This window comes from Propionivibrio sp., assembly GCF_049316945.1.
GTDB lineage: Bacteria > Pseudomonadota > Gammaproteobacteria > Burkholderiales > Rhodocyclaceae > Propionivibrio.
In genome coordinates this window covers 13,767-27,327 of sequence record NZ_JBMOJE010000068.1, presented here as the reverse complement: position 1 = coordinate 27,327, position 13,561 = coordinate 13,767, and the positions used below count along the sequence as shown (strand labels likewise).

10 protein-coding genes are annotated in these 13,561 nt (G+C 60.7%); 8 read left to right on the top strand and 2 right to left on the bottom strand.

Annotated elements, in window-relative coordinates:
- Positions 1-363: 363 nt before the first annotated feature.
- The gene (gene apbC, locus ACOYNV_RS15610; RefSeq protein ID WP_422900717.1) at positions 364-1,455 is read right to left on the bottom strand and encodes an iron-sulfur cluster carrier protein ApbC; all 1,092 of its coding nucleotides are present in this window, start codon (positions 1,453-1,455) and stop codon (positions 364-366) included.
- Between the two features lie 146 nt (positions 1,456-1,601).
- Between apbC and metG the strand changes: the two genes are divergently transcribed.
- The 8 genes from metG (at position 1,602) to ACOYNV_RS15570 (ending at position 12,166) form a co-directional block, all read left to right on the top strand.
- Positions 1,602-4,124, top strand: a complete 2,523-nt coding sequence (metG, locus tag ACOYNV_RS15605) for a methionine--tRNA ligase (RefSeq protein ID WP_422900716.1) — start codon at positions 1,602-1,604, stop codon at positions 4,122-4,124.
- A gap of 6 nt (positions 4,125-4,130) precedes the next feature.
- The gene (locus tag ACOYNV_RS15600) at positions 4,131-4,391 is read left to right on the top strand and encodes a hypothetical protein (protein WP_422900715.1); all 261 of its coding nucleotides are present in this window, start codon (positions 4,131-4,133) and stop codon (positions 4,389-4,391) included.
- 70 nt (positions 4,392-4,461) lie between these two features.
- On the top strand, positions 4,462-6,471 hold the full coding sequence (gene hyfB / locus ACOYNV_RS15595; protein ID WP_422900714.1) for a hydrogenase 4 subunit B: 2,010 nt from the start codon (positions 4,462-4,464) through the stop codon (positions 6,469-6,471).
- A gap of 4 nt (positions 6,472-6,475) precedes the next feature.
- Positions 6,476-7,429 carry a respiratory chain complex I subunit 1 family protein gene (locus tag ACOYNV_RS15590; RefSeq protein WP_422900713.1) on the top strand — a complete coding sequence of 318 codons (954 nt, stop codon included), beginning with the start codon at positions 6,476-6,478 and terminating at the stop codon, positions 7,427-7,429.
- Positions 7,426-8,106, top strand: a complete 681-nt coding sequence (locus tag ACOYNV_RS15585; RefSeq protein WP_422900712.1) for a formate hydrogenlyase — start codon at positions 7,426-7,428, stop codon at positions 8,104-8,106. Before ACOYNV_RS15590 ends, ACOYNV_RS15585 begins: the two co-directional genes overlap by 4 nt.
- A 187-nt stretch (positions 8,107-8,293) precedes the next feature.
- Positions 8,294-9,745, top strand: a complete 1,452-nt coding sequence (locus ACOYNV_RS15580) for a hydrogenase 4 subunit F (RefSeq protein ID WP_422900711.1) — start codon at positions 8,294-8,296, stop codon at positions 9,743-9,745.
- A 161-nt stretch (positions 9,746-9,906) separates the two neighbouring features.
- Positions 9,907-11,454 (top strand): NADH-quinone oxidoreductase subunit C, encoded by a 1,548-nt coding sequence (locus tag ACOYNV_RS15575; RefSeq protein WP_422900710.1) that lies wholly within the window; start codon positions 9,907-9,909, stop codon positions 11,452-11,454.
- Positions 11,455-11,647: 193 nt separating this feature from the next.
- Entirely contained in the window at positions 11,648-12,166 is a 519-nt protein-coding gene (locus ACOYNV_RS15570; protein ID WP_422900709.1) for an NADH-quinone oxidoreductase subunit B family protein, read from the top strand.
- 235 nt (positions 12,167-12,401) lie between these two features.
- Here the strand turns inward: ACOYNV_RS15570 and ACOYNV_RS15565 are convergent, their stop codons facing one another.
- The gene (locus tag ACOYNV_RS15565; RefSeq protein WP_422900708.1) at positions 12,402-13,505 is read right to left on the bottom strand and encodes a rhomboid family intramembrane serine protease; all 1,104 of its coding nucleotides are present in this window, start codon (positions 13,503-13,505) and stop codon (positions 12,402-12,404) included.
- Positions 13,506-13,561 lie beyond the last annotated feature (56 nt).

The window sequence follows — 13,561 nt, the reverse complement described above, 5'->3', positions numbered from 1 at the left end:
GGGTGCGCCCTGAAGGATGGCAGCGCCAGCCTGAAGAAGTACTCTTGGGGTGCGCACCAGCTGGCGTATCAACTAGGTCGATGCATGAGATGTGTTCCGCGTGCGCAAAGAAAAGATTTTGCGCACCCTACCGGGCTACCGGGCTACCGGGCTACCGGGCTGCAGAGGGGCAAAGGTAAAACGGTGTCGCCAAGAGAAACAAGAGCAACCCGAGACATTCCGGTTTGCTCTGCTCTGCACTTCCTTTGCTTTACTCTGCGTTACCTCTGCGCCTTTTGTCCCTCTTCAGGGAGGCTTCGCGCCGCCTCTGCGGGCGCGGAGCCTGGCCTCGAGCCATGGATTCTTGATATTTTTCACTGATTCTCAAGTATTCTGCACCACGATATTCGGGAACTTGGCGCTCATATCCTTGGCACGCTCTGCCACCTTCACGGCAACACGGCGGGCGATCATCCGGTAAATGTCGGCGGCGCGGGAATCCGGGGCGCCGACCACCGTTGGCCGGCCGGCATCGGCCAGTTCGCGGATCGAGAGTTCCAGCGGTAGCGAGCCGAGAAATTCGACATCGTAGTCCTTGCACATCAACTCACCGCCACCGTGACCGAAGATATGCTCTTCGTGACCGCACTTCGAGCAGATATGGATGCTCATGTTTTCGACCAGGCCGAGGATCGGGATGCCGACCTTGTCGAACATCTTCAGCCCCTTGCGCGCATCGATCAGGGCAATATCCTGCGGCGTGGTGACGATCACCGCGCCGGTCACCGGCACTTTTTGCGCCAGTGTCAGTTGGGTGTCGCCAGTGCCTGGCGGCATGTCGACGATAAGGTAATCAACATCTTTCCAGTTCGTCTGATTGAGCAGTTGCTCCAGCGCCTGCGTGACCATCGGCCCACGCCAGACCATCGGCGCATCGACATCGATCATGTAGCCGATGGACATCGTCTGCAGACCGTAGGCCAGTAGCGGGTCCATCGAAGTGCCATCTTCCGACTCCGGCTGACGACCGGCCAGACCGAGCATCTGCGGGATTGACGGGCCGTAGATGTCGGCATCGAGCAAGCCCACCGTCGCGCCTTCCTGGGCCAGCGCCAGCGCCAGATTGACGGCCGTCGTGCTTTTGCCGACACCGCCCTTGCCGGACGCCACGGCGATGATGTTCTTGACGCCCTTGAGCGGCTTGAGGTTGCGCTGTACGGCGTGGGCCACGATCTTCATCGTCACGTTGGCCTCGACACGGCTAACACCGGGAACCGTCTTGATCGCGGCAACCACCGCGCTGCGGATGCCTTCGATCTGTGTTTTTGCCGGATAACCGAGTTCGACATCGAGCGACACCTTGTCGCCCTCGACTCTTATGTTCTTTGCCGAGCGCGTCGAAATGAAGTCTTTCTTCGTATTGGGATCGATCAGATCTTTCAGCGCCGCTTGCACAGCATCAATCGTTACCACCATTTTATTGCTCCTTGATGAGATACCCGAGTAATTTGCTCAAGCTTACCCGAAAACGTTAAGGACTGCACTTTGCTAGAATGCACGCTTTGCCGCAAGCGGCTCAATAAACAACTCCAACGCCCCACCGGAATTCCTGATCGCAGCCCATGACCCGCAAAATCCTCGTTACCTCCGCCCTGCCCTATGCCAACGGCGCCATCCACCTCGGCCACCTCGTCGAATACATCCAGACCGACATCTGGGTGCGCTTCCAGAAGATGCAGCCGAAGGAAAAGGTCAGCGAGTGCTGGTATGTCTGCGCCGACGATACACACGGCACACCGATCATGCTGCGTGCGGAAAAAGACGGCATCACCCCGGAGGCGCTGATCGAACGCGTGCACGGCGAACATTCCCGAGACTTTGCCGGCTTCCATGTCGCCTTCGACAATTTCTACACGACGCACTCCGACGAAACGCGCCACTGTGCCAACACCATTTATGCCCGCCTGCAGGCGGCCGGGCTGATCGAGAAACGCACCATCGAGCAATACTACGACCCGGTCAAGCAGATGTTCCTGCCGGACCGTTTCATCAAGGGCGAATGCCCCAAGTGCGGCGCCAAGGATCAATACGGCGACAACTGCGAGATCTGTGGTGCGGCCTACACGCCCAATGACCTGATAGACCCGTACTCGGCCGTATCCGGCGCCAAACCGGTACTGCGCAATTCCGACCACTACTTCTTCAAACTCTCCGACCCGAACTGCCAGAGTTTCCTGCGCCGCTGGACGCGAGAAGCCGGACGCTTGCAACCGGAAGCGGCGAACAAGATGCAGGAATGGCTGGGATTTGAGGAAAAAGAAGGTGAAAACAAGCTCACCGACTGGGACATCTCGCGCGACGCCCCTTACTTTGGCTTCGAGATTCCCGATGCGCCGGGCAAATACTTCTACGTCTGGCTCGACGCCCCGATCGGCTACATGGGATCGTTCAGGAATCTGTGCGACCGGAAAGGCCTCGACTTTGACGAATACTGGAAGCCCGGCTCACAAACCGAGCTCTATCACTTCATCGGCAAGGACATCCTCTATTTCCATGCCCTCTTCTGGCCAGCCGAACTGGAACATGCGGGATTCCGCACCCCGACCAGCGTCTTTGCGCACGGCTTCCTGACCGTCGATGGCTCCAAGATGTCCAAGTCGCGCGGAACCTTCATCACCGCCGAGAGCTACCTTGCGACCGGCCTCAACCCCGAGTGGCTGCGCTATTACTACGCCGCGAAACTCAACAGCACGATGGAAGACATCGACCTCAACCTTGAGGATTTTGCGGCACGCGTAAACTCGGACCTCATCGGCAAGTACGTCAACATCGCCAGCCGCTGTGCGGGGTTCATCAGCAAGAAATTCGACTGCAAGCTGGCCGCTACTACAGATGCAGCCTGGCTGACGCCATTGCGCGACGCCGCCTGCAGAATTGCCAAGGCCTATGAGGAACGCGAGTTTGGACGCGCCCTGCGCGAAGTCATGGCGCTGGCCGACGCCGCCAACGTCGTCGTCAATGAGCGCAAACCGTGGGAACTCGCCAAGCAGCAAGGACGAGAAACAGAACTCCATGCCGCCTGTTCCGAGGCTTTAGAAGCCTTCCGCCTGCTCACGCTCTACCTGAAACCGGTGCTGCCCAAGGTCGCCGAAGCCGTCGAGTCCTTTCTTGACATCGCTCCGCTCACCTGGAGCGACGCTGCAACGCCGCTGGTCACCGGCCATACCATCAAAACCTATAGCCACCTCATGATACGCATCGATCCGAAACAGATCGCTGCCCTTGTAGAAGCCAACATGACATCACTTGCTCCCGTTCCAGAATCTGCTCCAATCTCCCCTCTCCCTGCGGGAGAGGGGCCGGGGGTGAGGGCTCACAAGCCTACCCTTTCTCCTGACCTGATCAGTCGTGCGCGCACCCTGCGTCACGGCCAGACTGATGCAGAAACTTTGCTCTGGGGTCTGCTGCGAGATCGCCAAATTGCTGGCGCTAAATTTCGCCGTCAGCATCCGCTCGATCTTGGTCATGGTCAGCGCTACATTCTCGACTTCTTCTGCCAGGAAGCGCTTCTCGCTGTCGAACTCGACGGCAGCCAGCACGCCGAAGCGGTGCACTACGATAACGAACGCACTCGCGCGCTAGCCGTCGCTGGCATCCGCGTGCTGCGCTTCTGGAATAATGAAATGCTCCAGGAAACCGAAGCCGTCCTGGAAACCATTTTTGCTGCTCTCGGGGCGAAGACTGCAGCGCCTGCTGCCCTCACCCCCAGCCCCTCTCCCGCAGGGAGAGGGGAGCAAACCATAAGCATCGATGACTTCATGAAGGTCGATCTGCGCATCGCGCGCATCGTCGATGCCGGCCATGTCGAGGGTGCAGAGAAACTGATCCGCCTCTCGCTCGACATCGGAGAAGAGCAACCGCGCCAGGTTTTCGCCGGTATCAAATCAGCCTACGACCCGGCGCTACTGGTCGGACGCATGACGGTGATGGTCGCCAATCTCGCGCCGCGCAAGATGAAGTTCGGCATGAGCGAGGGGATGGTGCTCGCGGCATCGAGTACTGACAAGAGTTCCGACAGCAAATCACCTGGCATCTTCCTGCTCACGCCCGATGTCGGTGCCCAGCCGGGAATGCGAGTAAAATAAAACGCCATGACAAGATCACAGCGCCCGCAGCTCACTTTGAAGATCATGTTCTTCGCCGTCTTTGACGTCGTCGGCATGGTTTTCTTTGCTACCGGCGCCGTGTGGTTTGCAAAAGGGGAAGCGCTGTTCATTCCCGGCTTTCCGACCGGCACCATGGGAGCGCTTGCAGCACTTGTCGGCGGCCTCTTGCTGATGCTCTGGGCCGCAGCGCAGATTTTGCGTGAGATGATCAAGCCACCAGCCAATAACGTTCAGGAAGGCAAATAGCTCGTGTTCACCGAACAAGCACACATCAGCCACCTTCTCCTGCGCAAGCGTTTATAGGGCTATCCAGAAAATGCGCCAATTGCTGCTGATCGACTGGGTACTGATCACTGCGCTGGTGTGGTTGTTGATCGGCATCGTCGGCGTGGCTTTCCAGCGAAATTTCACCCTGATCAGCCGTGTGCTTTTTCCACTGGGCGCGCTCTGCGGCCTGGCGCTTGCCCTGCTTTCTCTGAGCAGCATCGTCGCCAGCCCGCAAGTCCTGATCCTGCCAATCGGCCTGCCTGACCTGCCTTTCCATTTGCGTCTTGACGCGCTATCGTCCTTTTTCCTCTTCCTGCTTGGCGCCACCTCTGCCGGTATCTCGATCTACGCTGCCGGCTACATCCGCAAGGGCGAAGGTACGGCACCGGGTCTGCAATGTCTGCTCTATCACCTTTTCCTGACCAGCATGGCTTTCGTGATGCTGGCTGACGACGGCTATGCCTTCATGGTCGCCTGGGAAACGATGGCGCTCAGTTCCTTCTTCCTGGTCACCTCGGAACACCGCCACGCCGAAATCAGGCGCGCCGGCTATCTTTACCTGCTGGTCGCCCACATCGGCGCCGTTGGCATCCTGCTTTCCTTCGGTGTCATGGCGGGCAGCGCGGGGGACTATACGTTCGATGCCATGCGTGAGTTCTCCACGCTGGGTTTCTGGCCGACCGTCGCCTTTCTGCTTGCGCTGTTCGGCTTTGGCGCCAAGGCCGGGCTACTGCCGCTGCACATCTGGCTGCCCGAAGCGCACCCGGCAGCGCCCTCGCCAGTCTCGGCGATGATGAGTGGCGTCATGCTCAAGACGGCGATCTACGGGCTGCTGCGCGTGAGCTTCGATCTGCTGCATGCGCAACTCTGGTGGTGGGGCGTGCTGCTGCTGGTGCTCGGGCTGGCGACCGCGCTGTTCGGTGTCATCTTCTCGACGGTGCAAACCGACATGAAACGCCTGCTCGCCTACTCGTCGATCGAGAACATCGGGCTGATTTTTGTCGGCTTCGGACTGACCCTGATCTTCAAATCCTTCGCGCTGCCATACCTTGCCGCGCTGGCGCTCACCGCCACGCTTTACCACTGCCTCAACCATGCCTTCTTCAAAAGTCTGCTCTTCCTGTGTACTGGCTCGGTACTGCACGCCACCCGGGAGCGTAACCTCGGCAAGCTCGGCGGCCTGATCCACCGCATGCCGTGGGTCACCTGGCTGGCACTGGTTGGCGTGCTGTCTTCGGCCGGCCTGCCGCCGTTCAATGGCTTCGTCTCGGAATGGCTGCTGCTGCAAAGCTTCCTGTTCACTTCCGGGCTGCCGCAGGGCTATCTCAACATGCTGCTGCCGGTCGTTGCCGGCGCCATCGCACTGATCGCCGCACTCGCCGGCTTCGCCATGGTCAAGTTTTTTGGCGTTGTCTTCCTCGGCCAGCCGCGCGAGGAAAAACTCTCGCACGCCCATGATGCTGGTCGCCTTGAACGCATCGGGCTACTCTGGCTGGCGGTTGGCTGCGTCCTGCTTGGTCTGCTGCCCAATGTCGTCATTGCCCTGCTTGATCCGGTCACCCGCCTGCTCGTCGGCAGTGGCCTGAGCTACGCTGCCAACAACCATGGCTGGTGGCTACTGGCCCCGATCAGCGAAGATCGAGCCAGCTACAGCCCGGCCATCTTCCTCGTCAGCATCCTGGTTCTCATGCCGCTCGTTTATTGGGTGGTTAACCGCAGCTTCCACAGACGCCTGAAGCGCGTCCCGGCGTGGGACTGTGGATTCCCGCTGCAAACCAGCCGTATGCAGGACACCGCCGAAGGCTTCGGCCAGCCGATTCGGCGGATTTTCTCGCCCTTCTTCAAACGCACGCGCGAACACCCGTCACCCTTCGATACCCAGCCACGTTACCGCAGCCTGGTTGAAGATCCTTTCTGGTATTGGCTCTATCTGCCGATCGCAAGAATTGTTGAGTACGGAACGCGGCTCATCGCCTTCCTGCAGCAGGGGCGCATCGCGATTTACCTGCTTTACAGCTTTGTCACGCTGCTCTCCCTTCTGGTACTGACGCGCGGATGAACGAATGAATTATTACGCCCTCTTTGCCCAACTGCTGGAACTGACCACTGCGCTGCTGCTGGCGCCGATCCTCAACGGCTGGGTCAATCAGTGCCGCGCCTGGCTGCAGAACCGCTCGGCGCCACCGTTGCTGCAGACCTATTACACGCTGAGCAAGCTGTTCCACAAAGACGTGCTGCTGGCACACAACGCCTCCTCGCTTTTCCGCGCCACCCCTTACGTCACCTTCTCGTGCATGGCGCTGGCCGCCGCCATTGTGCCGACGCTGTCGACCGAACTGATTTTCGCCCCGGCCGCCGACGCCATCGCACTCGTCGGCCTGTTCGCCCTGGCCCGTGTTTTCATCGCCCTGGCCGGCATGGATGTCGGCACGGCATTCGGCTCGCTCGGTTCCCGGCGCGAGATGTTCATCGGCTTCCTGGCCGAACCGGCCTTGCTGATGGTCTTCTTTACGGCCTCGCTGATTTCGCAATCCACCTCGCTGTCGACCATTGTTACCACGCTGGCGCACCGCGATTTCGTGATTTATCCCAGCCTGGCTTTTGCCGGCGTCGCCTTCACCATGGTTTCGCTGGCCGAGAACGCCCGTATCCCGATCGACAACCCGACCACCCACCTAGAACTGACGATGCTTCACGAGGCCATGATTCTGGAATACTCGGGCCGGCATCTGGCGCTCATCGAGTGGGCTGCCTGCCTCAAGCTGTTTGCCTATTCCTGCCTCGGCCTGGCGCTGTTTTTTCCCTTCGGCATCCCCGAAGCCGCTGACCCGGCCTCGCTCGCCATCGCCAGTGTCATCCTGATTGTGAAACTGGCGATTGGCGGCTTCCTGCTGGCGCTGATTGAAACACTGAGTGCCAAAATGCGCATTTTCCGCGCACCGGAATTTCTCGGCACCGCCTTCCTGCTCGCCGTGCTGGCCATGCTGGTGCACCTGCTGCTGGAGACCGGCAAATGAGCCAGTCGCTGATCTACGCCATTCCGCTCAGCGGCCAGGTGATCAACCTGTGCGCGGCGATCATGTTGCTGCTTGGCTTTGCCATGCTGGCCCAACGCCGTGTCCTGACACTGATCAATCTGTTCATGCTGCAGGGCCTGGTGCTCTTCATCTCGACGCTGATCGTCGCGATCACCACCAAGCAGAATCATCTGCTGTGGTCGGCGGGTCTGACCCTGATCCTCAAGGTCATCGCCTTGCCCTACATCCTGCATCGCCTGATCCGCCGGCTGTCGGTCAAGTGGGACATTGAAACGCTGCTCAACATCCCGACCATCATGCTCATCGGCATCGCCCTGGTGGTCATCGCCTTCAACGTGGCGCAACCGATTTCGCAACTTTCCGGCACCATCACGCGCGCCACCATCGGCATTGCCCTGGCCTGCGTGCTGCTCGCCTTCCTGATGATGATTACGCGCAGCAAGGCGGTGCCGCAGGTGATCGCTTTCCTGGCCATGGAAAACGGACTTTTCTTCGCCGCCACCAGCGCCACTTACGGCATGCCGATGGTCGTCGAACTCGGCATCGCCCTCGACGTAATGGTCGGCATGGTCATCCTCGGTGTCTTCTTCTTTCACATTCGCGAGCAGTTCGACAGCCTCGACATCAGAACCATGGAGAGGATCAAGGACGAATGATCCTAAAAACCGTATTTGGATGTGATGCCAATGTCGCAAGCCCTAAGCCGGATTTTCCCCGGCCCTTCTCCCGCGGGGAGAAGGGTGCAAACCCCCTCTCCCCGCGGGAGAGGGTTGGGGTGAGGGCCAGGCACGTGCCAAACCTGGCATTGCGGTCAAATTGTCGCTGTCAACTGCGGTTTTTAGAATGATCGAACTGGCCTTAGTCCTCGCTATTCCTTTCGCCACGGCCTTGCTGCTGGCGCTCTTCGGCCACCGCCGATGGGCGGCGGAGATCAACTCGGCGGGCAGCCTGCTCACCCTGGTGGCGGCCGGAATGCTCACCATCCGCGTCATCAGCGAAGGCCCCACGACGCTGTTCGACGAACAATTCCTGATCGACCCGCTCAACGTTTTCCTGATTGCGCTGACCGCACTGGTCGGCTTCACCACCTCGCTGTTCTCGCGCCCCTACATGCGCATCGAGCACGACCACGGCCGCCTCTCGGCCGCGCGCCTGCGCCTCTATCACAGCATGTACCAGATGTTCATGTGCACCATGCTGGTCGCACTTTCCACCAACAACCTTGGCATCCTGTGGGTGGCCATGGAAGCGGCGACGCTGACCACCGTGCTGCTGGTCTCGCTCTATCGCACGCCGGCCAGCCTTGAAGCGGCCTGGAAATATTTCATCCTGTGCGGCGTCGGTATCGCCCAGGCGCTGTTCGGCACCATCCTGATCTATTTCGCCGCCGAACGCGTCCTGGGCCACGAGGGTGGCGCCCTGCTGTGGACGCATCTCGATGCCGTCAAGACGCAGCTTGAACCCACCGTTCTCTCGCTGGCGTTCGTCTTCCTGTTCGTTGGCTACGGCACCAAGACCGGCCTCGTGCCACTGCACAACTGGCTGGCCGACGCCCACGCCGAAGGCCCGACGCCGGTTTCTGCCGTGCTTTCCGGCCTGCTGCTCAATGTCGCGCTGTACGCCATCATCCGCTGCAAGGTGCTGGTCGATGGTGCACTGGAATCGCACTTCGCCGGCAACCTGATGATGGCTTTCGGCCTGCTCACGGTGGTTGTCCCGGCCTTCTACCTGTCGCGCCAAAAGGACGTCAAGCGGCTCTTCGGCTACTCGTCGATCGAGCACATGGGGCTGATCACCTTTGCTTTCGGCATGGGCGGCCCGGTCGCCAACTTTGCCGGCCTGCTGCACATGACGGTGCACTCGCTGACCAAATCGGCGATCTTTTTCGCCGTCGGCCACGCCGCGCAAATGGCCGGGACCCAGATGATCGACGACATCAAGGGGCTGATCAAGCAATCGCCGACCATCGGCTGGGGTCTGATGCTCGGCACGCTGGCCATTCTCGGCATGCCGCCCTTCGGTGTGTTCACCAGCGAGTTCATGATCCTGACCACGGCGATCAAGCACTACCCGTGGGCCACGCCGATCCTGCTGACCGCCCTCGGCGTGGCTTTTGCCTCGATGTTCCACAAGGTGCAGGGCATGGTTTTCGGCGAACCGACGGTGCAGCCGCTGTCACACAATCCAGCCCTGCTGCCGGTATTCCTCCATCTCGGGCTGGTACTCATGCTCGGCCTGTGGATCCCGCCCTACCTTGCCGACTGGTATCGGCAAGCGGCCAAGTTCATCGGATAAGTGCTTGTGAAAATATCAAAAATCCACCGCAGAGGCGCAGAGGCGCAGAGAAAAAGCAGAGGAAGCTCATTGCCTTCCAAGGTTTTCTCTGCGCTATCTCTGCGCCTCCGTGCCTCTGCGGTGGGGGTCCATGAATTTCCTCACGGCGCCCTGGAGAAAGCATGCAGCTCCTGAATCAACCCATCGAACTAAGCCCCCTTGCCGACCACGCCATGCCGGCCTTCGCGGCGCGGGTCAATAACCGTGAACTGCTGGCCTTCTGCGCTGCCGCGCACCATGCCGATCGTCGTCTGGTGGCGCTGTGGGGCAGCGATGAACGCGATCGTGACAAGAAATCCGGCTATGCCTTGCACGTTGCCTTCGACCTGACCGAGGGGCTGGTTTGCCTGACCCTGCCGCTGCCGACTAATAACCCGACATTTCCCGACCTCTCGCTGGTTTTCCCGTGCGCTGACCGCATGCAGCGTGCCGTGCGCGACCTGATCGGCGCCTCCGCCGAGGACGGCGATCGTCGGCCCTGGCTGCGGCACGCCAACTGGCCTGACGAACATTACCCATTGCGCCGCGACACGCCCGATGCACGCTTCGAAACCAGCAACGAGGAATATGCCTTCGTGCGTGTCGAGGGTGACGGTGTGCACGAAATCGCCGTCGGCCCGATCCACGCCGGAATCATCGAACCCGGCCATTTCCGCTTTTCGGTGATGGGCGAAAACGTGCTGCGCCTGGAAGAACGGCTTGGCTGGAAGCACAAGGGCATCGAGCGCCGCTTTGTCGGCATCGGGCTGAGCGACGGCGCCAAGTTGGCTGGCCGCGTTTCCGGCGATTCGACGGTGGCCTACGCCTGGGCCTACAGCCAGGCCGCCGAAGCCATCAGCGGCTCCCAGCCGCCGCCGCGCGCACTCTGGCTACGCGCACTGCTGCTCGAACTCGAACGGGTGGCCAACCATCTCGGCGATCTGGGCTACCTCGGCAATGACGTGGCCATGGCTTTCGGACTGATGCAATTCATGCGCCTCAAGGAAGACCTGATCAGGCTCAACGGCAGAGTATTCGGCCATCGCCTGCTGATGGATCGCATCATCCCCGGCGGCGTGGCCGTCGATCTCGACGCCGAAGGCGCGCAGGCGATCATCGACCAATGCCACAAACTCGAAGGCGAAGTTCGCCGCCTGAAGAAAATTTACGACGAGCACGCCGGCCTGCAGGATCGTTTCCTGACCACCGGTCGCATCACGCCGCAACTCGCCAAACGCCTCGGCGTGATCGGCCTGGCCGGCCGTGCCAGCGCCCAGCGCTGGGATCAGCGTTGCAATCATCCGTGCGCGCCTTACGATCAACTGTGGCCGATGATGGCCACCGAGAAGAACGGCGATGTCGCAGCGCGTGCGCTCGTTCGTTTCACAGAAATCAGCGAATCGCTGCATCTGATCATGAGAATCATCAGCGACCTGCCGCCCGGCAGTATCCGCAGCGAACTGCGCAGCGCACCCGACCAGCGCGGCTTCGGCTGGATCGAGGGCTGGCGCGGCGACATCCTGGTGGCCCTGGAAACCGGCGCCGACGGCAAGATCCGTCGCTGCCACTGCCACGACCCGTCGTGGCAGAACTGGCCGGCGCTCGAACACGCCGCCATCGACAACATCGTTCCCGATTTCCCGCTGATCAACAAATCCTTCAACCTCTCCTACGCTGGACAGGACCTCTGACCATGATCCTCGAAACCGCAGTTGGAGGTGATGCCAATGTCGCAAGCCCTCATCCCCGGCCCTTCTCCCGCGGGGAGAAGGGTGCAAACTCCCTCTCCCCGCGGGAGAGGGTTGGGGTGAGGGCCAAACACCCGTCAAACCCGGCTTTGCGGTCAATTAGTCACGGTCAACTGCGGTTTTTAAAATGATCCCGATGCTCAGACAAATACTCCGCACCGGCATCGTCAGCGAGCCGGCGCCTGAAATTGACGAGGCGTTACGCGCCACCACGCAACGGCTTTCCGATGCAGTCGTCAAACAACTTGGCCGCGCCCTGGTCATCCGTCACATCGATGCCGGATCGTGCAACGGCTGCGAGCTCGAAATCCACGCCCTGAACAACCCCTATTACAACCTTGAAGCCATCGGCATCAAGTTCGCCGCCAGCCCGCGTCACGCCGACCTGCTGCTGGTCACCGGCCCGGTCGCCAAAAACATGGAAGTCGCCGTCAAACGCGCCTACGACGCGACGCCGGAACCCAAGCTGGTGGTCGCCGTTGGCGACTGCGGCTGCACCGGCGGCATCTTCGGCGAGAGCTACGCCTCCTGCGGCCGGGTGTCCAACGTCATCCCGGTCGACGTCTCGATCCCCGGTTGCCCGCCCACCCCGCTGCAACTGATCCAGGGCATCCTGGCCGCCATCGCCCCCGGCAGGAACGAAGCCGACACCTGATCCTGGGAAATCATCTCGAAACGGTCAGTGAAGGTTGATGAACCTGAAAACCGCAGTTCAAACCACGGCGACACGGCGGGCACAGCGAAAAACTGCTTCGAAGCAAATACTCTTGGGGTGCTCAGCATTTCATAATTTCATGGCTCACCCAAAGGGTAAATCATGAAAACATTGCAAGTCATTGTTTTTCCGCTGTGTTCGCCGTGTTCGCTGTGGTCAACTGCCTTTTCCAGGTTCAGTCGGGAGGTGCCGGTTTTCGAGAGCGTCTGGCCCGCTCAAGGGCATCACGGATCTGGGCGCGATCATTGGCGCGCAGGCCTTCGGCCAATGAGCGCGAGGCATCCCGGCGCTGTTCGACGTAGTGGCGCAGTGCCTCCAGCGTCGGGCTCGAAGGCAGGGCCGGATTGATCGGGAGCTGGGAGAGTTGCTCGAAACTGGCTTCGTAGCGGTCGCCAATGGCCGCATCGATGCGGCCCGCCAGTTCGTCGAAAGAAGTTCCGCCACGTTTGCCGTCCTCGAGAATCGTTTGCCACGCCTGGCTGATCGCGGCATCGTCACGCAGAAACTGGCCGATCTCCTGGCGCGCCAGCGTCTCGTCGCTCCAGCGGTAAGCCGGCGCCGGGATCTGGCTGATCAGGGCGGCTATGGCCAGCGCCAACGTGCCGCTGGCCAGCAGGCGCCCGCGCATGGGCACGCGCTGCGCGGCATCGAGCGGGCGCAGCAGCAGCAGGCCGCTCAGCAGTCCGGTCAGAAATCCGCCGATGTGCGCGGCATTGTCGATACCGGTAATCAGGAAACCGAAAACAATCGTCGCGGCAGAAAAACCGATCGCTGCCCAGAACAGCCAGCGAAATTCCTGCGGATGAAGATTGCTGCGCTCGCGCCAGAGAAAGATCAGCAGCGCACCATAGACCCCGAAAATGGCGCCCGACGCGCCGCCAGAGACCGCGTTTCCGTCATGCGCGACCAGCGAAAGCAGGTTGCCGGCCAGCCCGCTGGCAAAATAGATCGCCAGGAAGCGCGCATGCCCATACATGCGCTCGACCAACTGCCCGCCATCCCACAGCGCCCACATGTTCAACGCCAGATGGACGACGCCGAAATGCAGGAACAGGGCACTGCCGAGCCGCCACCATTGCCCATCCTGCGTCGCCGGACCGAAGTTCGCCCCCCACGCCAGTTGCACGCCGTTGGACGAATGCCACAAACCGGCGCCGCTGGCCAGCATCGCCAGAAACACAACAACGTTGACGCCGATCAGCAACTGCGTGACCCGCACACGCGGCACTCGTTGTTGAAGCAATTCATGGAGCGAAGGGATTGAGACGCGGTCAGACATACACTGGAGTCCAGGAAGGAAACGCTATTCTGCGCGAGGTTGAAGCTTGCTTCAGT